Source organism: Leptolyngbya sp. NIES-2104 (assembly GCF_001485215.1).
In the GTDB taxonomy this organism is placed as follows: Bacteria; Cyanobacteriota; Cyanobacteriia; order Leptolyngbyales; family Leptolyngbyaceae; genus Leptolyngbya.
The window spans coordinates 5,607,884-5,628,471 of record NZ_BBWW01000001.1 but is presented as its reverse complement, the minus strand read 5'-3'; the positions used below and the strand labels follow the sequence as shown (position 1 = coordinate 5,628,471).

Annotated in this window: 21 protein-coding genes; 15 read left to right on the top strand and 6 right to left on the bottom strand. The window is 47.2% G+C overall.

What is annotated here, in order from left to right; genetic code table 11:
- The first annotated feature begins 25 nt into the window (after positions 1-25).
- From NIES2104_RS27045 to NIES2104_RS27030, 4 genes are all read left to right on the top strand, one after another.
- On the top strand, positions 26-1,432 hold the full coding sequence (locus NIES2104_RS27045) for a YdiU family protein (protein WP_059001442.1): 1,407 nt from the start codon (positions 26-28) through the stop codon (positions 1,430-1,432).
- A 4-nt stretch (positions 1,433-1,436) separates the two neighbouring features.
- Positions 1,437-2,003 (top strand): ribosomal protein S5-alanine N-acetyltransferase, encoded by a 567-nt coding sequence (gene rimJ, locus NIES2104_RS27040; RefSeq protein WP_059001441.1) that lies wholly within the window; start codon positions 1,437-1,439, stop codon positions 2,001-2,003.
- The gene (mnmE, locus tag NIES2104_RS27035) at positions 2,000-3,358 is read left to right on the top strand and encodes a tRNA uridine-5-carboxymethylaminomethyl(34) synthesis GTPase MnmE (RefSeq protein ID WP_059001440.1); all 1,359 of its coding nucleotides are present in this window, start codon (positions 2,000-2,002) and stop codon (positions 3,356-3,358) included. The genes rimJ and mnmE overlap by 4 nt, the downstream gene beginning before the upstream one ends.
- Before the next feature lie 103 nt (positions 3,359-3,461).
- Positions 3,462-7,736, top strand: coding sequence for an ATP-binding protein (locus NIES2104_RS27030; RefSeq protein ID WP_156427071.1), 4,275 nt, complete (start codon positions 3,462-3,464; stop codon positions 7,734-7,736).
- Here the strand turns inward: NIES2104_RS27030 and NIES2104_RS27025 are convergent.
- Positions 7,706-8,551, bottom strand: coding sequence for an alpha/beta fold hydrolase (locus NIES2104_RS27025; RefSeq protein ID WP_059001439.1), 846 nt, complete (start codon positions 8,549-8,551; stop codon positions 7,706-7,708). The genes NIES2104_RS27030 and NIES2104_RS27025 overlap by 31 nt on opposite strands.
- A 222-nt stretch (positions 8,552-8,773) precedes the next feature.
- Between NIES2104_RS27025 and NIES2104_RS27020 the strand changes: the two genes are divergently transcribed.
- The 4 genes from NIES2104_RS27020 to NIES2104_RS27005 all read left to right on the top strand — a co-directional run bounded on the left by NIES2104_RS27020 (position 8,774) and on the right by NIES2104_RS27005 (position 10,805).
- Positions 8,774-9,382 (top strand): chorismate lyase, encoded by a 609-nt coding sequence (locus NIES2104_RS27020; RefSeq protein WP_059001438.1) that lies wholly within the window; start codon positions 8,774-8,776, stop codon positions 9,380-9,382.
- A 20-nt stretch (positions 9,383-9,402) separates the two neighbouring features.
- Positions 9,403-10,041: a hypothetical protein gene (locus tag NIES2104_RS27015; RefSeq protein ID WP_059001437.1), complete on the top strand. Its 639-nt coding sequence runs from the start codon at positions 9,403-9,405 to the stop codon at positions 10,039-10,041.
- Positions 10,042-10,134: 93 nt separating this feature from the next.
- Positions 10,135-10,458, top strand: coding sequence for a hypothetical protein (locus NIES2104_RS27010; RefSeq protein ID WP_202815126.1), 324 nt, complete (start codon positions 10,135-10,137; stop codon positions 10,456-10,458).
- A gap of 17 nt (positions 10,459-10,475) precedes the next feature.
- Positions 10,476-10,805: an HNH endonuclease gene (locus tag NIES2104_RS27005; RefSeq protein WP_263971044.1), complete on the top strand. Its 330-nt coding sequence runs from the start codon at positions 10,476-10,478 to the stop codon at positions 10,803-10,805.
- Between the two features lie 94 nt (positions 10,806-10,899).
- On the opposite strand, the gene NIES2104_RS27000 is transcribed toward NIES2104_RS27005, so the two are convergent.
- Both NIES2104_RS27000 and NIES2104_RS26995 read right to left on the bottom strand, forming a co-directional pair.
- A complete protein-coding gene (locus NIES2104_RS27000) occupies positions 10,900-11,448 on the bottom strand; it encodes a tetratricopeptide repeat protein (protein WP_082690089.1) in 549 nt (182 codons plus the stop codon).
- 3 nt (positions 11,449-11,451) lie between these two features.
- Positions 11,452-11,673, bottom strand: coding sequence for a helix-turn-helix domain-containing protein (locus NIES2104_RS26995; protein ID WP_202815125.1), 222 nt, complete (start codon positions 11,671-11,673; stop codon positions 11,452-11,454).
- Here NIES2104_RS26995 and NIES2104_RS26990 point away from each other — a divergent pair.
- The 6 genes from NIES2104_RS26990 (at position 11,672) to NIES2104_RS26965 (ending at position 16,275) form a co-directional block, all read left to right on the top strand.
- A complete protein-coding gene (locus tag NIES2104_RS26990; protein ID WP_059001434.1) occupies positions 11,672-11,992 on the top strand; it encodes a hypothetical protein in 321 nt (106 codons plus the stop codon). The two genes, NIES2104_RS26995 and NIES2104_RS26990, sit on opposite strands and share 2 nt — an antisense overlap.
- Positions 11,993-12,022: 30 nt before the next feature.
- Entirely contained in the window at positions 12,023-12,499 is a 477-nt protein-coding gene (locus NIES2104_RS26985; protein ID WP_059001433.1) for a DUF4234 domain-containing protein, read from the top strand.
- A gap of 89 nt (positions 12,500-12,588) precedes the next feature.
- Positions 12,589-13,752 carry a sulfate adenylyltransferase gene (gene sat / locus NIES2104_RS26980; RefSeq protein ID WP_059001432.1) on the top strand — a complete coding sequence of 388 codons (1,164 nt, stop codon included), beginning with the start codon at positions 12,589-12,591 and terminating at the stop codon, positions 13,750-13,752.
- Positions 13,753-13,880: 128 nt separating this feature from the next.
- Entirely contained in the window at positions 13,881-14,885 is a 1,005-nt protein-coding gene (locus tag NIES2104_RS26975) for an ABC transporter permease (RefSeq protein ID WP_059001431.1), read from the top strand.
- Positions 14,851-15,774: an ABC transporter permease gene (locus tag NIES2104_RS26970; protein ID WP_059001430.1), complete on the top strand. Its 924-nt coding sequence runs from the start codon at positions 14,851-14,853 to the stop codon at positions 15,772-15,774. The genes NIES2104_RS26975 and NIES2104_RS26970 overlap by 35 nt, the downstream gene beginning before the upstream one ends.
- Before the next feature lie 36 nt (positions 15,775-15,810).
- Positions 15,811-16,275: a tetratricopeptide repeat protein gene (locus NIES2104_RS26965; protein WP_059001429.1), complete on the top strand. Its 465-nt coding sequence runs from the start codon at positions 15,811-15,813 to the stop codon at positions 16,273-16,275.
- A gap of 161 nt (positions 16,276-16,436) precedes the next feature.
- On the opposite strand, the gene NIES2104_RS26960 is transcribed toward NIES2104_RS26965, so the two are convergent.
- The 3 genes from NIES2104_RS26960 to NIES2104_RS26950 all read right to left on the bottom strand — a co-directional run bounded on the left by NIES2104_RS26960 (position 16,437) and on the right by NIES2104_RS26950 (position 18,412).
- Positions 16,437-16,712, bottom strand: a complete 276-nt coding sequence (locus NIES2104_RS26960) for a MoaD/ThiS family protein (RefSeq protein ID WP_059001428.1) — start codon at positions 16,710-16,712, stop codon at positions 16,437-16,439.
- Positions 16,713-16,744: 32 nt separating this feature from the next.
- Complete coding sequence (thrC, locus tag NIES2104_RS26955) at positions 16,745-18,040, bottom strand: threonine synthase (RefSeq protein WP_059001427.1); 1,296 nt, start codon at positions 18,038-18,040, stop codon at positions 16,745-16,747.
- 114 nt (positions 18,041-18,154) lie between these two features.
- On the bottom strand, positions 18,155-18,412 hold the full coding sequence (locus NIES2104_RS26950) for a MoaD/ThiS family protein (protein ID WP_059001426.1): 258 nt from the start codon (positions 18,410-18,412) through the stop codon (positions 18,155-18,157).
- 76 nt (positions 18,413-18,488) lie between these two features.
- On the opposite strand from NIES2104_RS26950, the gene NIES2104_RS26945 reads away from it, so the two are divergent.
- A complete protein-coding gene (locus tag NIES2104_RS26945) occupies positions 18,489-20,456 on the top strand; it encodes a serine/threonine-protein kinase (RefSeq protein ID WP_059001425.1) in 1,968 nt (655 codons plus the stop codon).
- Positions 20,457-20,588: the final 132 nt, after the last annotated feature.

Below are 20,588 nucleotides of genomic sequence, written 5' to 3'. Positions count from 1 at the left end.
TGAAAAGAAACAATGACAAAAGTGCATGAATCCGCTACTTGCCCTGAATTATGAGCCTGCGTTTGAACGATTGGGAGATGAATTCTCCGATCGCGTTTCTGCCGCTCAATTTCCCCAACATTTTCTCCGATTCCGCAACGATGATATTTTGGCGCAGTTGGGTTTACCCGATGTGACCGATGCGGACTTTATTGAGGCGTTTGGGAAATTTCAGGGACGAGAGCCGTTCCTTGCCATGCGGTATCACGGTTATCAGTTTGGAACGTATAATCCCGCGCTCGGTGATGGTCGCGGCTTTTTGTATGGGCAAGTTCGGGCGAATGATGGCGAATTGTATGACTTTGGCACGAAAGGATCGGGGATGACTCCTTATTCACGCGGTGGAGATGGGCGATTGACGCTCAAAGGGGGCGTTCGGGAAGTGCTGGCGGCGGAAATGTTGCATCGATTGAAGGTGCGGACTTCGCGCTGTCTTAGTTTGGTAGAAACTGGAGAAGCCCTTTGGCGCGGAGATGAGCCGTCACCGACCCGATCGTCGGTGATGATTCGGTTTAGTCGATCGCATATTCGCTTCGGTACATTTGAACGATTAGATGCAATTAATCGGAAGGACTTAATCGCAATTCTGCTCGATCATGCGATCGAGATTTACTACCCGCACTTGATGAACGAACGCGATCGATACGCATTGTTTTATGCAGAATTAGTCGAGAAAGTTGCCGAATTAGTCGCGCAATGGATGGCAGCGGGATTCTGTCACGCGGTTTTGAATACCGATAATATGTCGATCACGGGCGAAAGTTTTGATTATGGTCCGTATGCGTTTATTCCTGCTTATCAGCCGGACTTTACTGCGGCTTATTTTGATTACTATGGTCGGTATGCGTATGCGAATCAACCAGGGATATGCTACTGGAATTTAGAAATGCTTCAGGTTCCATTGCGGCGAGTGATTGCTGAAAGTGATTTGAAATCGGGCTTAGCAAAATTTGAATCCCATTACAAAAAAGCGCATCAACAACGAATGCTTTATCGATTGGGATTTGCTCAATTAGAAAACTCGATCGCAAAAGATTTAGTCTATCGAACTGTTGAATTTCTAAAAACGGCTCAAATCGATTATCACGATTTCTTTTGGCAGATCACAAAACAGTTCGATCGCAGTTGGAGCGAGAATGCAAATCACATTTTTTCTCAGCACGAAACCTCAAATACAGAGTTAGCTCAATCGTTTGAAAACTGGCGACAAAGTTACTGTCAAGCACTCGGAACTTTGAGCAATGTTGAAATTGATCAAATTCCAAATCGACTCAACGCCTACAATTCTGAAGTTGGATTAGTTCGATCGGAGATTGAAGCAGTTTGGAACCCGATCGCAGATGACGACAACTGGCAACCGTTCTATGATTTGTTAACTCGAATTCGTAAGTAAGACAATGCTACAAACCCCTGTTTTACTGACTTCGCGATTGATTGTTCGACTGCTTCAGCACAACGACACAACCGCGATCGTCAATTACTATAATGAGAATCGTGCGTTCCTTGAACCCTTCGAGCCATTTCGTCCGGCGAACTTTTACACTCGCGATTTTTGGTCACAGCAAATCGAGAAAAGCATGATCGAATTCGGCTATGATCGATCGCTGAGATTGTTCATTTTTAAGAAAGAAGAGCCGCGAACGATTATCGGTGCAGTGAACTTTACAGATATTGCTCAAGGGATTTTATATTCGTGCAGTTTAGGATATAGCCTTGCCGAAAAAGAACAAGGAAATGGCTATATGAATGAAGCACTTCAAGCAGCCATTCAGTATGTTTTTAATGATATGAATATGCACAGAATTGTGGCAAATTATATGCCGCGTAATCAAAGAAGCGGAAACGTTTTAAGAAACTTAGGATTTGTGATCGAAGGTTATGCCAGAGACTACTTACTCATCAATGGAAAATGGGAAGATCACATTCGATCGAGTTTGATTAATCCGAATTGGAGACTTGTATGAGCCATACGATCGCTGCGATCGCGACTGCGATTGTGCCCGAACAAGGAAGCGTTGGAATTGTTCGATTGTCTGGCTCAGAATCGGTGTCGATCGCGAAAAAACTTTTCCATTCTCCCGGTCGTCAAACTTGGGAAAGTCACCGCATTTTATACGGTTTCATTCGTCATCCGCAAACGCAACACACGATCGATGAAGCGTTATTGCTGTTGATGCTGGCTCCTCGATCGTACACCCGCGAAGATGTGGTTGAATTTCACTGTCACGGCGGCATTATCGCAGTTCAACAAGTTTTACAACTTTGTATCGAAAACGGTGCAAAACTGGCGCAACCAGGAGAATTCACGCTCAGAGCTTTTCTGAATGGACGATTAGACTTGACACAAGCAGAAAGCATTGCAGATTTAGTCGGAGCGCGATCGCCTCAAGCCGCTCAAACCGCACTGGCTGGATTGCAAGGAAAACTGGCGCACCCAATTCGACAACTTCGGGCGACTTGCCTCGATATTTTGGCGGAAGTCGAAGCTCGAATCGATTTCGAGGACGATTTACCACCGCTCGATGAAGCAGAAATTCAAGCTCAATTTCGTCACGTTTTAGCCGAAGTCACTCGAATCTTAGAGACTGCCGATCGAGGGGAGTTGCTCAGAACAGGCTTGAAAGTCGCGATCGTCGGTCGTCCAAATGTCGGGAAGTCGAGCTTGTTGAATGCTTGGAGCAGAAGCGATCGAGCAATCGTGACTGATCTTCCCGGCACGACTCGTGATGTGGTCGAATCTCAGCTTGTGGTGGGTGGCATTCCGATTCAGGTTTTGGACACCGCAGGCATTCGAGACACTGAAGATCAAGTCGAAAAAATTGGAGTTGAGCGATCGCGCTTAGCGGCTCAATCTGCGGATTTGGTGTTATTCACAATCGATGCTGAGGCTGGATTTACCGAGTTCGATCGAGCGATTTATGATCAAGTTTGCGATCGACCGCTCATTCTCGTCATTAACAAAGTTGATTTATCCGAAGTTCAAGGGAAGCTCCCCGAAGCGCTGCAGACGGTTGAAACTGCGGCATCTTTAAACCAGGGAATTGATGCACTCGAAACCGCAATCTTAAACACGGTTCAAACTAGAAAAATCCAAGCGGCAAATTTAGATTTAGCGATTAACCAGCGTCAATCTGCGGCACTGACTAGAGCGAAAACTGCATTAGAACAAGTGCAGATTACGATCGCGAATCAGTTACCGCTTGATTTTTGGACGATCGATTTACGCAGCGCGATTCAGGCGTTAGGCGAAATTCTCGGTGAAGACGTGACAGAATCAGTGCTCGATCGAATTTTTAGTCGGTTCTGCATTGGCAAGTAAGCGTGAATAACGGAGCGAGATAATATGTCGGACTTCAACATCGAGCGTTGAAAATCGTTCCAGAGATAGAAGCTAATCCCTACCAAAAGGCAGTAGCATTGTCATGCCTTACTCACAAGAAACAGCAGTGTCTGAAGAACGGTTCGCAAGTAGCAAAATCGAAGCGCTTGATGCTTTGCCCGAAGGGTATGAATGCTTGATGGGCGGCGAAGAAATGGGTGCACTAATGCGATCGTTCAATTGGTCAAGCACACCATTTGGACCTGTCGAACAATGGTCGCAAAGTTTACGATCGACCATCAGTATTTGCCTCAACTCCCGATTCCCGATCGCCATTTATTGGGGACAAAACCATCTCTTACTGTACAACGATGCTTGGAGACCGATTTTAGGCGATAAACATCCGTGGGGGTTGGGTCGTCCTGCACGAGAAGTTTGGTCTGAAATTTGGGACGCGATCGCTCCAGAATTTGCGAAAGTCCTCACGACTGGAAAAGGCGTTTTTCACCATGATGAACTCTTGCCGATGAACCGTTTCGGCTATGTGGAAGAGTGCTATTTTGATTACACCTTTAATCCGATTCAGGGCGAAAAAGGGGTCGTCGATGGCGTACTGAACATTGTCACCGAAACGACGTATCGCGTGTTGAGTGATCGACGAGCACGATTATTACGGGATGTCGCCGCTAAAACGGGAATTGCAAAAACCGCTGAGGAAGCTTGTGAAGTGATGTGTTCAGCCCTGCAAGCTGATCTTGCTGATGTGCCGTTTGCTTTGTTGTATTTGGTGGATGAACATCAGGCGCGATTGTGTGCGGGAGATGCGATCGCCAATCGGCTGACCACCGTTGATCTCGCTCAAACCGATGATTGGTCGATCTCTGAAGTCGTTCAATCGAATGAAGTCAAAGTGATCGATAACCTAGTCGATCGATTCGGTGCAATCTCTGGAGAGCTTTGGGAAGAACCGATTCAAAAAGCGATCGTGCTGCCAATTGCCGCGACCGGACAGACGAAACCTGCTGCTGTGTTGGTGGCTGGAGTCAGTCCGCGACTGGAATTGAATGAGAACTATCACGATTTTTTTGCTCAAGTTGCTGGACAGATTTCAACCGCGATCGCGAATGCTCGATCATACGAAGAAGAACGCAGACGAGCCGAACAACTTGCAGAACTCGATCGAGCGAAAACAGTCTTTTTCTCGAATGTGAGTCACGAGTTTCGCACCCCTTTAGCTTTGATGTTGGGACCTGCCGAAGATGCACTCCGAGAAGCAGAAATCGGGGAACAACGCGATCGCTTAGAGCTAATTCACCGAAATGCTCTGAGGTTGCAAAAATTAGTCAATACGCTGCTCGATTTTTCGCGGATTGAAGCAGGACGAATCGAAGCCATCTACGAACCTACAGATTTATCAGTTTTAACTGCGGATTTAGCAGGAATGTTTCGATCGCTCGTGGAACGCTCTGGACTTAGCTTACGAGTCGAATGTGAATCTATGTCTGAGCCTGCTTATGTCGATCGCGAAATGTGGGAAAAAATTGTTCTAAACTTGCTCTCAAATGCGTTTAAGTTCACATTCGAGGGCGAGATTGCAGTTAGTCTTCGGGCAAATAGCGATCGCATTAATCTACAAGTTCGCGATACCGGAACCGGAATTCCAGAATCTGAACTCGCTCATGTCTTTGATCGATTTCATCGGGTCAAAGGTGCAAAAGGGCGTAGCTATGAAGGATCAGGAATTGGACTATCGCTGGTTCAAGAATTAGTTAGGTTGCATGGAGGCACGATCGAAGTTAGTAGCACTGTCAATCAAGGAACTTGTTTCACGGTTTCGATTCCGGCTGGATCTGAACATTTAGCTAGCGATCGTATTCGTGCCCATCGGAATTTGGCTTCGACTGCAACGGGTGTAACCGCGTTTGTTGAAGAAGCCTCGCGATGGTTGCCTTCTTCTGAACAGCGCGAAACCGTTTCATCAGAAATGCCCGTAACAACAGCGGTGAAATCGGTTACTTCCGCTCGGATTGTTCTGGCAGATGATAATGCCGATATGCGGGACTATCTCACCCGGTTGCTGAGTCAGCAGTATGAAGTCGAAGCGTTTCCAGACGGAGCCGCCGCCCTTCAAGCCATTCGCCGCAACATTCCCGATCTCGTCCTTTCAGATGTGATGATGCCAGAAATGGATGGATTTGAACTTTTACAAGCTCTGCGCCATCCGCTAGAAGGATCTGAACTAAATACTAGAGAACTTCCTGTGATTTTGCTGTCTGCTCGTGCGGGTGAAGAGGCGCGGATTGAAGGATTAGCAGCAGGAGCCGATGACTATCTCACGAAACCCTTTTCAGCACGAGAACTATTGGCGCGAGTGGAAGCGACTTTAAAACTTTCAAAACTACGACAAGAAGCCCTTCAGCGAGAACAAGCGTTACGATCGATGAGTGAAGCCGCTCAACAACAAGCCGAAGCTGCCTACCGTCGAATCGATCAACTGCTTGAAAGTATGAGCGATGCGTTTGTTGCACTCGATCGAGATTGGCGAATTATCTATCAAAACGCGACTGCGGAACGGATTAACAACAAACCCCGCTCTGAAGTGTTAGGTAAAACGCTTTGGGAAGAGTGGCCCGCTGTGATTGGTTCGCTCGCAGATCAGCAATATCGTCATGCTGTTGCAGAACAGATTTCCGTCCACTTTGAGCAACGTTACTATGAACCCCCCGATCATGATGTTTGGCTAGAAGTTCATGCGTATCCGTTTGAAGAAGGACTGGGAATTTTTTATCGAGATATTAGCGATCGTAAACGTGCAGAATCCGCTTTACGAGAAAGTGAAGCGCGATTCCGACAGTTAACCGATTCGGCTCCGATGCTGGTTTGGATGTCGGGAACAGATAAGCTGTGCTACTACTTTAATCAATCTTGGCTAACCTTCACCGGACGCACGATCGAACAAGAGATGGGGAATGGTTGGACAGAAGGCGTTCATCCTGAAGATTTCGATCGCTGTGTGCAGATTTATGCGGCTTCGTTTGATCAGCGGATTTCATTTGAAATGGACTATCGCCTCAAACGTTTCGATGGAGAATATCGCTGGATTTATGATGCAGGTACCCCTCGATTCACACCAGATGGAGAGTTCCTCGGTTATATCGGGTCTTGTTTTGATATTCACGATCGTAAAATTGCCGAACAACAAAAAGAACAGCTTCTAGCACGAGAATATGCTGCCCGCGAAGCCGCTGAAACCGCAAACCGGATCAAAGATGAATTTTTAGCGGTACTCTCTCATGAATTGAGAACGCCCCTCAATCCAATTATGGGCTGGTCTAAATTGCTCAAGAGCGGCAATCTTGATGAGAAAAAAACGGCTCATGCGATCGACATTATCGAACGCAATGCCAAACTGCAAACGCAACTAATCGAAGACTTGCTGGATGTCTCTCGCATTCTGCGCGGTAAACTCAGTCTCAGCATGAATCCAGTCGATGTGGAATCGATTACTAAATCAGCGTTAGAGACAGTCCGACTTGCAGCCGAAGCGAAATCGATTCAAATTCAAACTGAGTTTTGTTCAACTAGCTCTGTGTTAGGCGATGCTGCACGTCTTCAGCAAATCGTCTGGAATTTGCTCTCGAATGCAATCAAATTTACACCAGCAGGCGGAAGCGTCACAGTTCAGTTAGCGCAGGTCGATTCACAAGTGCAGATTACTGTGAGCGATACCGGGCAGGGCATCTCAGCCGATTTTCTTCCCCATGTGTTTGAGTATTTCCGCCAAGCGGATAGTGCTTCGACTCGTAAGTTTGGTGGATTAGGACTCGGACTTGCGATCGTGCGTCAACTAGTCGAACTGCATGGCGGAACCGTTGAAGCGCAAAGTTTGGGTGAAGATCAAGGTGCCACCTTCACAGTGAAGCTACCCAGCTTGAAGAATAGTACGGTGAACAGTGATCAAACAGAGACACGAACGGATCAGAATGCTTCACTTTCTGGGATTCAAATTCTCGTGGTCGATGATGAAGATGATAGTCGTGAGCTAGCAGCTTTCGTCTTGGAACAATCAGGAGCAACCGTTACCGCTGTTAATTGCGCGATCGCAGCTTTAGACGCGATCGCACAAACCCAATTTGATGTGCTCATCAGCGATATCGGAATGCCAGAGATGAACGGATATATGTTGATCGAGCAAGTTCAGAAACAGACTAAGATTCCTTGCGCGATCGCGCTCACTGCGTACGCGGGCGAACTGAATCAACAACAAGCGATCGAGGCTGGTTTTCAACGCCATTTAGCGAAACCGATTGAACCGGAGTTGTTGATCCAGACTGTTCAAACCGTGCTTCAGACTTGTACAAAATCCAAGATGGCTTGATTAAATTCTGCGGGATGTTCCAAGTGGGGATAGTGCCCGCACTGATTTAATAACAAAGGCTGTTCTGCATTGGGTAGATGTTTTGCAGCGATATAAGCATGATCGATCGGAATAATTCGATCCTGTTTGCCCCAAATAATCAAGGTCGGTGCAGTAATGTTCGGCAGATTTTGCACGATCGGTTGATAGACCGATTCTTTCACGCCGCTTAAACAGAGATTCGTTCGCGCCATTTGAATCAAAGGTTCTTTGCGTCCTGGCAGTGCAAAAATCGGATAGCGCAAATCAATCCATTCTTGCGGAATGCGATCGACATCGAACACATTCTGTCTCAACATCGGACGCATCACTGAAGGTGCAGGTTGCAGCGATCGGATTGCAAACGGTAATGTGGCTAACCGCGCCGAAAGTGTCACTTCCCGCCCTAATCCAAAGCTTCCCACTAACACTAATTTCTCAATTCGGTCTGGAGCCATTAATGCCAACTGCAACGCCGCTCCACCTGACATCGAATGCCCGACTAGCACCGCAGACCCGATCGACATCACATCCATAAAGTCGCGAATAAATTCCGCCTGAAACGCCAGTGAATACGAAGCTGAAGGCTTATCTGAGCGTCCAGAACCGACCATATCGATCGCGATCACTCGATGTTTTCGTGCCAAAACTAAAACATTGTAATACCAGAATTCTGCTGAACCCCCCGCACCGTGCAAGAGTAGAATCGTTCGTTTTCCTTGTCCCGCTTGCCAAAACCGAGTTTTAACGGAACCAACCTGCACGTACTGATCGATCGGAGTCTGGGTTAGAAGCATGAATTTATCGTCTAGAACAAATGACGCTCGATCGCAAAAGAACTTTACGTCGATCGTTACAAACTGAAAACGAGTATACCTGGGGTCAGAAATTTTGCGCGGCGAAGTTCGATCGCCGTCTGCATTCAAGCCGAAATCACTCCATTCAGCCGAAACGGACTCGCTATCGTAGATTGCTCAGACCGCGTTATCATAAGAGAAAGTTAACTTATGTAAACAAGCGTGACTGCGACCTTTCGACCGACTGACAGCGCAATTTTGCCATCGACCTGGCACTGCCTTGACCCGATCTGGGAAGCCAGCGATCGCGAAATTCAGCAAGGTTTACCCCACAGCCAGCTTTCTCCCGCATGGCAAATGATGCTCCTGGGTGATGGCTCTCCGACTCGACATCTCCAGCTTCTGACCGGAGAACCGACCGAAGTTGATGTGCTCGATATGTCTCCGATCGGCTTTTCGACGGATAATGCACCGCCTGCGATCGAGCAAATTCCCGGTAGTCGATTGAGAAGACAAATCTGGCTCAAAACTGCCTCCGGTCAGCGTCTAGGGTATGCGGCTTCTTGGTGGGAACTCAGTCACGTCGATGAATATTTGCAGAATCGATCGCAGCCGATTTGGTCGAATTTATCACGATCGCGCCTAGAGCTATATCGCGAAATCAAAGGGTTGCACTATGGTCGATCGGCGGCACTCGAAGCGGCGTTCGGCTATTCGGCTCCATTCTGGGGACGGCATTATTTGTTCTGGCATCATGGCAAGCCGTTCACGCTAATCTATGAAGTATTCTCGCCCTATCTCGAAAAGTATTTGGGGAAAGCGCAAGCCTAGAATCTATCTGCGAGGCGGCAATGTCAATTCTTGAGACAAATAAAAGCTACACTTTCAGCGACATTTTTAAGCTGAAGCCAGATCTCGAATTGCTGCTAGAAGATTTTGGCTATCAATTGCAGCGGCAGTTCTTAACTTTTAATCAATTTTCGGGACACCTCGATCGACTTTCCACCACTCAACAACGGATCGATGACGGACTTCGCCGGATTGATCTCACGAGTGAAACCGCCCGTCGAGAATCTTTGATTGCACCGATTTTGATCGATGTCGCTCATTATGCAGATGCTCAGATTCGGATTGAATATCCGTTGAAAATTAATTTACAACTACAGGGAAGTTTGGATTATTTATTGCGATCGCGTTCTCTCAGTCAATCCACCAAGAAATCCGAATTATTAGTTGTCGAAGCTAAGCAAGAAGATCTTACGAACGGCTTTGCTCAGTTAGCTGTAGAACTAATTGCGATCAGTTTGTGGGAACGCACACCAGACATCGCTCAACAGTCTGAGCTTGTCGGAGCCGTCTCGACCGGAACGATTTGGCAATTTGGTGTGTTACATCGATCGACCAAATTAATCGAGCAAGATTTAAATCTGTTTTCGATTCCAAGAGATTTAGAGCAAGTACAACGAATTTTAGTTGCCGCGCTGATGTGATCGCGTTACGGGTGCGTTGCGTTGATCAGGGCTTGAAAGCGATCGTCTCGAAAACAGTTAGCATAGAATTGTTGTCTTTCGCTTTCTCAAGCCATGCTCACACCAAGACGAATGATTGAGCCGTCCCACTGGTTAGGGCAAGGAGTTCGGCTAGAGACGGTCAACGGCTTAAGGATTTTCAAGTTTACAAGCGAGCTACAGAATCGGTCTGATGAGTTGCTCGATCGTAAAAAGATGGGCTTGATCACACCAGACGAGCAGGCAGAGCTAGACGGAATTTCTGAACTGTCGCAGATTTTCACGTATGCTAATTCTGTTTTGATGGCTGAATCTCAATGGTCTCCGAATTCCTCCGAGAACTCGTTGCACAACGCGCCGACTACCGCTGTGAATACTGCTGCTTACCAGAGTTTGTAAGTGCCGATCGCTTTACAGTGGATCATATTCAACCGCGATCGCTGAGTGGCTCAGACGATTTGGATAACTTGGCATTTGCGTGTCGTCGCTGCAATGAGCGTCGGTACAATTTCACGACTGGAATTGATCCGGAGATAAAACAGGAAGTCGCTTTGTTCAATCCTCGACAGCAGAAATGGGCAGACCATTTTGCTTGGTCATCAGACGGTTTGAGAATTCAGGGCGTAACGCCAACAGGTCGAGCGACTTGCGATCGTTTAGATATGAATGATGACCGTCATGCAAATGGTTTTATTCAAACATCGCGCCAGTTTTGGAGACAAATCGGAATTCATCCGCCTCAATAGGCGATCGTCATTCCGAATGCTGTCAAAATCAGAATCGGTTTTTGCGTCTTGGCGATATTTGGAATCGAGAGCGATCATTTCCTTGAGAGAGTCGCTAATTCTGGATTCCTAAATTTCTGAGTGCATGCTCACGATTATGCCAAGCGTCCTGGAAATCCGGTGAGAATTGAAGGGCTTTGTCATAGCTTGCGATCGCTTCTTCATAGCGTCCTAATTCGTTCAGCAAAAGCCCGCGATTGAACCAAGCTTCGACCCAATCTGATTTGAGTTGAAGAGCTTCGTCATAGCTTGCGATCGCTTCTTCATAGCGCCCTAATTTATCGAATGAAAAGGCACGACTGTAGTAGAAGTCATGACATTGACCTGATTTGAATTGAAGAGCTTTGTTATAGATAGCGATCGCATTTTCGTGCTCACCGGAAGCAGCAAGAAGCGTAGCTTGCTCAAACAATAATCTTGCTCTGCTTGCAGAAGTTTGATGCTCCTCTAGCCAAGCCTGAATCTTTAAAACCTGGCAATTCCGCTCTGCCTGTGTCCACATAAGGTATTTAACGTAACTACCACATAGCTGCTGTGTAGAGTTGGCAGGTGTTGGTAAAGGCTCTGACTCAAAGGCGTTGTAAAGATCATCTAGAACACTCATCGTCTATTCCTCAATTACTTCAACTAAATCTTCGATCGACACTTCAAACACCCGTGTCAGCCTAATTACCGCAGAAATATCCGCCATCGCCATCCCAGCAGAAGCCGCGTAAGTTTTAATTGTGCTGTAATTCACCCCCGAACGATTAGAGACTTCTTTGAGTGTCCATCCTCGTTCTTTTGCTAATTCACGAATTTTTAAGCGCACCAAACCCATGCTTGACATGGTCGAGATTTCGACCTTTAATAAAAATGCTCAACCGCGATCGCTTCCCTGTCTGGAAAACGTAGAAGCGATCGCACATCTCACAATGGAGACGAAACCCATGATACCAGCCGATCACGATTCGGTTCCGAATTCTGCCGCCGAAAATTATCGGATGCGATTACACCCTTGGTGCATCATTCGGCTACTGCCCAAGATGCAACGAATTGTGGTTCAGCGATTCCGCACCCGCACCCAAGCTGAAGAATATCTCAAAGTCTTGCAGAACCTGATGCCAAAAACGATTCATCAGATTGTGTTCGATCCAGAAACCGAATAGATTAAGAGATGTAAAGTTCTCTATTTTCCCATGCCATCCCTCGGAAAACCTCGCCCACTTTGGAAAGTGATTCTCCTTTCTGCTTTGACTGGCTCACTCTACTACGGCTATTACAAATGGGTGATTCAAGATGAGCTACGCGCTTACAACGGTAAAGGATGGTCAGGCGCACTTTCTCTCACGCCATTTGTTCTTGGGGTTGCCTTGCCGCAAGTCTTAGCAGCACTTGATCCAGATGTTCCAGATGGGTTTCGGTGGTTCTCGATTCTAGGCATTATTTGGATTTATATTGTGCAATTTCGGCTGTATCGGGATGTGAACGAATTATACGATCGAACCAATCAAAAGAAACCGCTCATCGTCTGGTGGCTGTTCATTCCCGGACTTAATCTAATTGTGGGACTGCGGCAAATTCATTTTCTAGCTCAATATTGGGCACAGCAACAAGGCGAAACGGTGAGAGATCCCATTGCTGAACCGATCCCGTTTTTATCGGGAAACATCTAGGCAAAATTGGCGCACATCCTGCTAAGTTTAATAAAGACCGCTTTCCCGATGCGGAAAGTAGGAATTAGCCCTTTCATTCTCTACACCCCATGAGTCATTCTGACGGCATTGCACCCCACGGCGGACAACTGATCAATCGGATTGTTACAGGTACTCAGCGCGAAGAATTCCTTTCTAAAGCCGATTTTCTGCCTCGTGTTCAGCTTGATGAACGAGCAGTCTCGGACTTGCAACTAATCGCGATCGGTGGATTTAGCCCGCTCACCGGATTTATGGGTCAAGCCGATTACGATCGCGTCGTGGAAGAAATGCACTTGGCGAATGGCTTACCGTGGTCGATTCCGATTACTTTGTCTGTGACCGAGGAAGTAGCTGCCCCGCTGCAAGAAGGTAATCTGGTGCGGTTGGATGATCCGACTGGGCGGTATATCGGGGTGCTGCAACTGACAGAGAAGTACACTTACGACAAAAACCGCGAAGCTGTGAAGGTCTATCGCACCGATGAAGAAAAGCATCCGGGTGTCGCGGTGGTGTACCGTCAAGGGAATGTCAATTTAGCGGGCGATGTGTGGTTGTTCGATCGTGATCCGCACCCGTTGTTTCCGGCGTATCAGATTGATCCGGCGCTTTCTCGTGAAGCCTTCCAAGCAAAAGGATGGAAAACGGTGGTCGGATTTCAAACCCGCAACCCCATTCACCGAGCACATGAGTACATTATTAAATGTGCATTAGAAACGGTGGATGGATTGTTCCTGCATCCCTTAGTGGGCGCGACGAAAGAAGATGACATCTCAGCAGACATTCGGATGCGCTGTTATGAAATTATGTTGGAGCATTATTTCCCGAACGATCGTGTAATTCTTGCAATCAATCCCGCAGCGATGCGATATGCCGGACCGCGTGAAGCAATTTTCCATGCGTTGATTCGGAAAAACTACGGCTGTACGCATTTCATTGTGGGACGCGATCATGCGGGAGTGGGTGATTACTATGGCACGTATGATGCTCAGTACATTTTCGATGAGTTTGATCCCGGTGAGTTGGGTATTCAGCCGTTGAAGTTTGAACATGCTTTCTACTGCAAGCGGACACAAGGAATGGCGACGACGAAAACCAGTCCGAGTACGCCTGCCGAGCGGATTCACTTATCAGGAACAAAGGTAAGAGAAATGCTGCGTCGTGGAGAGTTACCGCCGCCGGAGTTTTCTCGCCCCGAAGTCGCAGCAGAATTGGCGAAAGCGATGAAAGCTTGAAAACACGCTCTGGTTTCAATTCAGTTCTAATCGTTGCTTGTCGAGTGTTGTCTTGGCAAGCAATTTTTTTGCGTTTGGCGCGATCGCTCATTTGATCGATACATTGAGAATGGCGAATGGATTGATTTATGTCGCGATACATTCTGAGACGGCTTTTGGGGCTAATTCCCGTTTTATTTGGCATTACATTAGCGGTATTTCTATTGCTGCGATCGATTCCGGGTGATCCGGCGATCGTGCTTGCCGGAGAACGCGCCACCCCCGAACAAATTGCAGCACTGCGGACTCAACTCGGACTCGATCGCCCTTGGTATATTCAATACTTTGCGTTTCTCGGCAATCTATTGCAGTTGAACTTAGGTAATAGTATCTTGAGCGGAATTCCAGTCTTTGATGAGATACGGACGCGTTGGGCGGCAACGTTTGAACTGTCGATCGCTGCAACTCTGGTGGCAATCATTCTTGGAGTTCCAGCAGGCATCATTGCAGCAGTGCAGAAAAATCGCTGGCAGGATCAAGTGACGATCGCAGGTTCATTAGTCGGGGTTTCGCTTCCGGTGTATTGGTTGGGATTGTTATTGATCTATCTATTCTCAGTGACGCTAAAAGTTTTGCCGCCGAGTGGTCGCATTAATTTTGGATTTGATTTTCAGCCTATTACAGGGTTTTATGTCTTAGATACGTTGTTAAAATTCAACATTCCAGCGTTCTTTGATGTGATTGCACATTTGATTCTTCCAGCATTGACATTAGGAACGATTCCATTAGCGATCATGGCTAGAATTACTCGCAGTGCCATGTTAGAAGTGCTGTCTCAAGACTATATCCGAACTGCAAAGGCAAAAGGATTGTCCGATCGCGTAGTGATTTTGCGTCATGCGCTGAAGAATGCACTATTGCCGATTAATACAACGATCGGACTTCAGTTTGGCACCTTATTAAGTGGTGCAGTGTTAACCGAAACAATCTTCTCTTGGGCGGGAATCGGATCTTGGATTTACGAGGGCATTTTGGCGCGGGATTATCCGGTCGTGCAAGGTGGCGTAGTTTTCGTAGCGATCGTATTTGTCTTAATTAATCTATTAGTAGATCTATCGTATGCAATTATTGATCCGAGAATTCGATATCAGTAGTTCACGTTCAATTCGTCGATTTTGGCGATCGACATCCGGCAAAATCGGATTGATGCTGACGGTTGGATTGATTGCGATCGCGCTTCTAGCTCCGATTCTGATCCCGTATGAACTTGGACGCAATCTTGATGTGATTTCCAGATTGCAGCCCCCCAGCGCGATTCATCTACTCGGTACGGATGGATTAGGACGTGATTTGCTTGCATCGATTTTGCATGGCATTCGGACATCTTTGATCATTAGCTTAGGATCAGTTGGAATCGGAGCTACGATCGGTCTCATTCTTGGATTAATTGCAGGTTATTTTCGCGGGTTGATTGATACGCTGGTTCGCTGGTACACAGATATTTTGCTGGCGTTTCCGTCGATTCTACTCGCGATCGTGATTCTCACCATTGCGACCAATCCCCAATTGAGAGTGAGCTTTGCCGGAATCACGCTCTTCGCCATTCGCCTCAACAGTCTACAGACCGTAATGCTGGCAGTCGGTATTGTGCAAATTCCGATTTTTATTCGCCTTACTCGCAGTCTGGTGTTATCGCTTCGTGAACAAGATTACATCCTGGCTGCTAAAGCGATCGGAGCTACCGCCCCGCAAATTATTGTCAAACACATTCTACCGGGAAGCTTAGCGCCGATCATTGTTCAAGCCTCTTTATCATTGGGAACTGCAACGCTCGAAGCCGCTGGACTTGGATTTTTAGGACTGGGAGCACAACCGCCCACCCTAGAACTGGGAACGATGTTAGCAGATGCGTTTCGAGGTGGATATTTTCTGACCTCCCCTTGGACAACACTCTTTCCAGGATTCGCGATTACACTCATCGTGCTGGCATTTAACTTATTAGGAGATGGACTGCGCGACGGGTTTGATCCGCGATCGCAATAGTTGCTATCCTGAATTTCAATCCCTGTTGCATCTGTTATGAAAGAAATCGAAGTTCTGCTTGAAGCGCTAAAAAATCCGGATGAAGATGTCCGATCTGATGCAACTCAAGCCTTATGGCAAATTTGGTTTAATCAAAAAGGCGTAGCGGGGTTGCAAACTCTACAGAGAGCACAGGTACTTTTAGAATCTGGCGAAGCACCTCAAGCAGAAGCAGTCTTATCCGAACTGATTGAGAAATTACCTGATTTTGCCGAAGCTTGGAATCGACGCGCTGTTTTGTATTTTGTGCAGCAACAATACCGAAAAGCGATCGCGGATTGTCAAAAAGTGATCGAGCTAAATCCAATTCACTTCGGAGCGTTACACGGCTTGGGATTGTCTTACGCGGCATTAGGTGAATATCGAGATGCGATCGCAGCATTTCGGCAAGCTTTGGAAATTCAGCCTTATGCGATCGAAAATCAGCGATTGATTTTGGAATGTACGGCGAAACTGAGTTGACGTGAGATTCATAAGGCTCCTCGCTTCGTTGCTCAATCGCCCCGGAATGGAATTCGGGGCGATTGAGCAACGGAGTGCAAAAACTCATCAAATTCACGCTAGTAAAAAAACTCCAAGCTTCTGAATCAGCCTGGAGTTCTGAGTGAAGAATGTTCGATCGATCAACCCCCCGCGATCGCAGGAATGATACTCACTTCGTCACCATCTTTTAGCGCTGTATTCTCATTGTCGAGAAACCGAATATCTTCGCTGTTCACATAGAAATTCACGAAGCGGCGAAGCTTTCCTTGTTCATCACAAAGACGCGCTTTGATGCCCGGACAATTCGTTTCAAGCGACTCTAACAATGCACTGATGGTTTCACCATTGCATTCGACCGTTGCTTGGTCGTTGGTGAGCTTTTGCAATGGAGTTGGAATTAGAACTTTAACAGACATGACTTTAGAACAGTGTGGGGATAACTAAACTATTAAACCAAAACTTGCTGCCACTCTAAGCGATCGAGCGTTCTGGATCTTTCCAGTGCCCGCTCGAAGCTGTCGAGTTTCGGCTCGATCGTGAACGGTTCGCCAATGTAACCTTGAACCGCTTCCTGAGTCTTCAACCCATTTCCAGTGATATAAACCACCGTGGTTTCTTCGGGGTCAATCTTGCCTGCTTCAACCAATTTTTTCAGAACTGCGATCGTCGTTCCGCCTGCGGTTTCGGTAAAGATTCCTTCGGTTTCAGCCAGCAGCTTGATGCCATCAACGATTTCGGCATCGTTCACCGATTCGATGTTGCCGTTGGTCTTGCGGGCGATATCCACCGCGTACACCCCATCAGCAGGATTGCCGATCGCGATCGATTTTGCGATCGTGTTCGGTTTCACAGGTGAGATAAAGTCACGTCCTTCTTGGAACGCTTTCGCGATCGGAGAGCATCCTTCCGCTTGTGCGCCACTGAATCGGACTGCTTTTTCATCGACCAATCCAACCTCAACGAATTCTTTGAAGCCTTTGTAGATTTTGGTGAACAGTGAACCCGATGCTAATGGAGCCACAATGTGATCCGGAAGTTGCCAGCCGAGTTGTTCGATCACTTCGTAGCCCAAAGTTTTCGAGCCTTCAGAGTAGTACGGGCGCAGATTGATATTGACAAAGCCCCAGCCGTGAGTGTTTGCCACCTCAGAACAGAGGCGATTCACTTGGTCGTAGTTGCCGTGAACAGCCATCACCGTCGGACCGTAAATTAGCGTTCCGAGCACTTTTCCAGCTTCAAGATCAGACGGAATGAACACACAACAATCGAGACCTGCATGAGCCGCGATCGCTGCGGTCGAGTTCGCTAAGTTTCCGGTACTGGCACAAGAAACCGTGGTAAAGCCTAATTCACGAGCGCGGCTCAGTGCGACTGAAACTACCCGATCCTTAAAGCTCAGAGTTGGCATATTCACAGCATCGTTTTTGATGTAGAGCTTTTTCAGCCCCAAACGACGCGCCAAACGATTCGCCTGCAACAAAGGAGTCATTCCGGTGCCCACATCGATCACATTGTCGGTTGCGACGGGCAGGAACGGACGATACCGCCAAATCGAATTCGGACCTGCTTGAATCGTTTCGCGTGTGACCGTTTTGCGGAGCCAGTCGTAGTCGTATTTCACTTCTAACGGACCAAAGCACAATTCACAGACGTGAGTGGCTTTCGGTTCGTACTCTGCTCCACACTCTTTACACTGGAGCGCTTCAAAAGCAGATTGGCTGGTTCTTGTGTAGGTGGCGGTCATGTCTCGAAACTCCCTAACTGCAAGCTATCTATCGTTTGACTGTGATTTCGCTCAAAATCGTATCACGCAGAAAATACCGAGTCAAATAAACCCGACTCTTTTTATCGGGATTGCCTAACCTCCGCTCACCGGGGGGATTAGCACGATTTCATCGCCGTTTTGAACGATCGTATCGGGGGAAACAAATTCTAAATTTACGCCAAATTGAGTAACTTCCCGGAGCGGTGCGAGTTGGGGACGATCGTGTAAAAGACGATCGCACACTTGAGCAACAGTGATGCCCGCTGGCAACTCCAAAGCCAGTTCTGGCGAACCATACGCATCTTGATATGCCGCAAACAGTTTCACGGTCACGGTAATCGAGTCAGACATTTTTAAGAATCAGTAATGTTCAAAATTTGGCGAAAAAGATCAATCTAAGAAAGACGATCCCCGCCCTCCTCTGAGTATGACGTACTGTATTAATCCTGATTGCCCTCACCCGCAGAATCCCGACGGTTCCGAATTTTGTCAGACCTGCAATGCGAAGCTGATTGAAAAACTCAGAGGACGATACCGAATTTTGCAACTTTTAGGACAAGGCGGATTTGGTAAAACGTTTTTAGCAGTTGATGAAGATCGTTTAGGAACTCGCTGTGTGATTAAGCAATTTTCCCCGCAGCTAAAAGGCACAAAAGCGATCGATAAAGCGGTTCAACTGTTTGAACAGGAAGCCGTTCGCCTGCACGAATTAGGGGAACATCCGCATATCCCAGCACTTTTAGCTTACTTTGAGCAGGATCAGCGACTGTATTTAGTTCAGCAATTTATCGAAGGGTCAACGCTGGCACAAGAATTAGCGCACTCAGGAGCATTCAACGAACAGAAGATTCGCGAAGTCTTAGTGCGACTGTTGCCCATTTTGAAATTTGTTCACGATCGTCATGTGATTCACCGCGATATTACACCTGCAAACATCATTCGCCGTAAGCTCGATGGGCGATTAGTGCTCATCGATTTTGGCATTGCGAAAGTTTTAACGGAGACGAATTCAGTTCAGCCTGGAACTCGGATCGGCACAGAGGGATATGCCCCGATCGAGCAATTACGCAACGGTAAAGCCTATCCAGCGAGTGATTTATACAGTTTGGGTGCGACTTGTTTGTATCTGATGACGCAGGTTCGACCAGAAGAATTAAATGATCCGCTGTCGGGTCGCTGGCTCTGGCGTGAACATTTAGAGCTTCGAGGCGGCGGCATAAGTCAACGGATTGGAGAGATTCTCGATCGCATGTTAAGAGATCTCGTTAGCGAACGTTACCAAACCGCTGATGAAGTCATGCGCGATTTGAGAATGGCACTTTCGACCCCAGCAGTCAGCACTTCTGTTAAACACTCTAGTAATGGCAATGGAAAAGGCGCACCGTTATCAATGTCATTTCCGCTAACTGAGCCACCGTTAGAATCGCGCCCCTCGAAGCCGAGAATTTCTGCGCCCCCTCCTCCCCCTTCTTTACCCGTGAGTGCTTCTCGATCGCCGCAAAAAAGTTCTCAAGCTCGAAAATGCCTCCATACCTTACACGGTCATACGGCTTGGGTGATTTCAGTCGCAATCAGTCCCGATCGCAAAACTTTAGTCAGCGGCAGTTTAGACGACCGTATTTTGGTCTGGGATTTGAACACGGGCGATCGTCTAGGAACCCTGACCGGGCACACAAAATCGGTCAATGCACTCGCATTTAGTCTAGAAGGACGGCTCATTAGTTGCAGCGATGATGATTCGATAAAAATGTGGCGTTTACCGAATGGAGATTTAATTCGATCGCTTTCTGGTCACTTGCGCGATGTGAATTCGGTTGTGTTTAGCCCAGATGGTCAGTTCATCATTAGCGGTAGCGAGGATCGTACCGTTTGTGTGTGGAAATCGACAACTGGAGAGCTTTTACAGAAATTTATCACTCCTGGAATGGTGCGATCAGTTGCCATCAGTCCGAATGGGCAAATCGTCGCGAGTGGTGGACTCGATAATCAAATCAAGCTCTGGAATCTGGTGACAGGTCAACAAATCCGGACATTGAGCGGGCATCAGAATTCGATTTTGTCGATCGCGATTAGTCCTCAAGGCGATCGGTTAATCAGCGCAAGTAAAGATAAAACGATCCGAATTTGGCAACCAAATACCGGCGAATTGCTGCAAACCTTGACCGGACATTTTGATATTGTGAACGCGATCGCGATCAGTCCTGACGGCAAAACCTTGATCAGTGGAAGTAACGACAAAACCGTCAAGCTTTGGAATCTCACAACAGGCGAGTTGATTTGTAGCTTGAATGAGCATACTCATGCGGTGAATGCGATCGCCATTAGTTCAGAGGGCAAGCTGTTTGCGAGTGGTAGCTCAGACAACACGATCAAAGTGTGGCAACTGTCTGTCTAAACGACTGCAAAAAATTAGACGTAGGGGAGATGAGCAACTCGATCGAATGCAGTTAATCTATTACCATTCAGGGCGCAAAAATGCTTCTGAAGTTTCGGCTTCGCTACGTTGTCCTTACTCCGGAACCCTAAA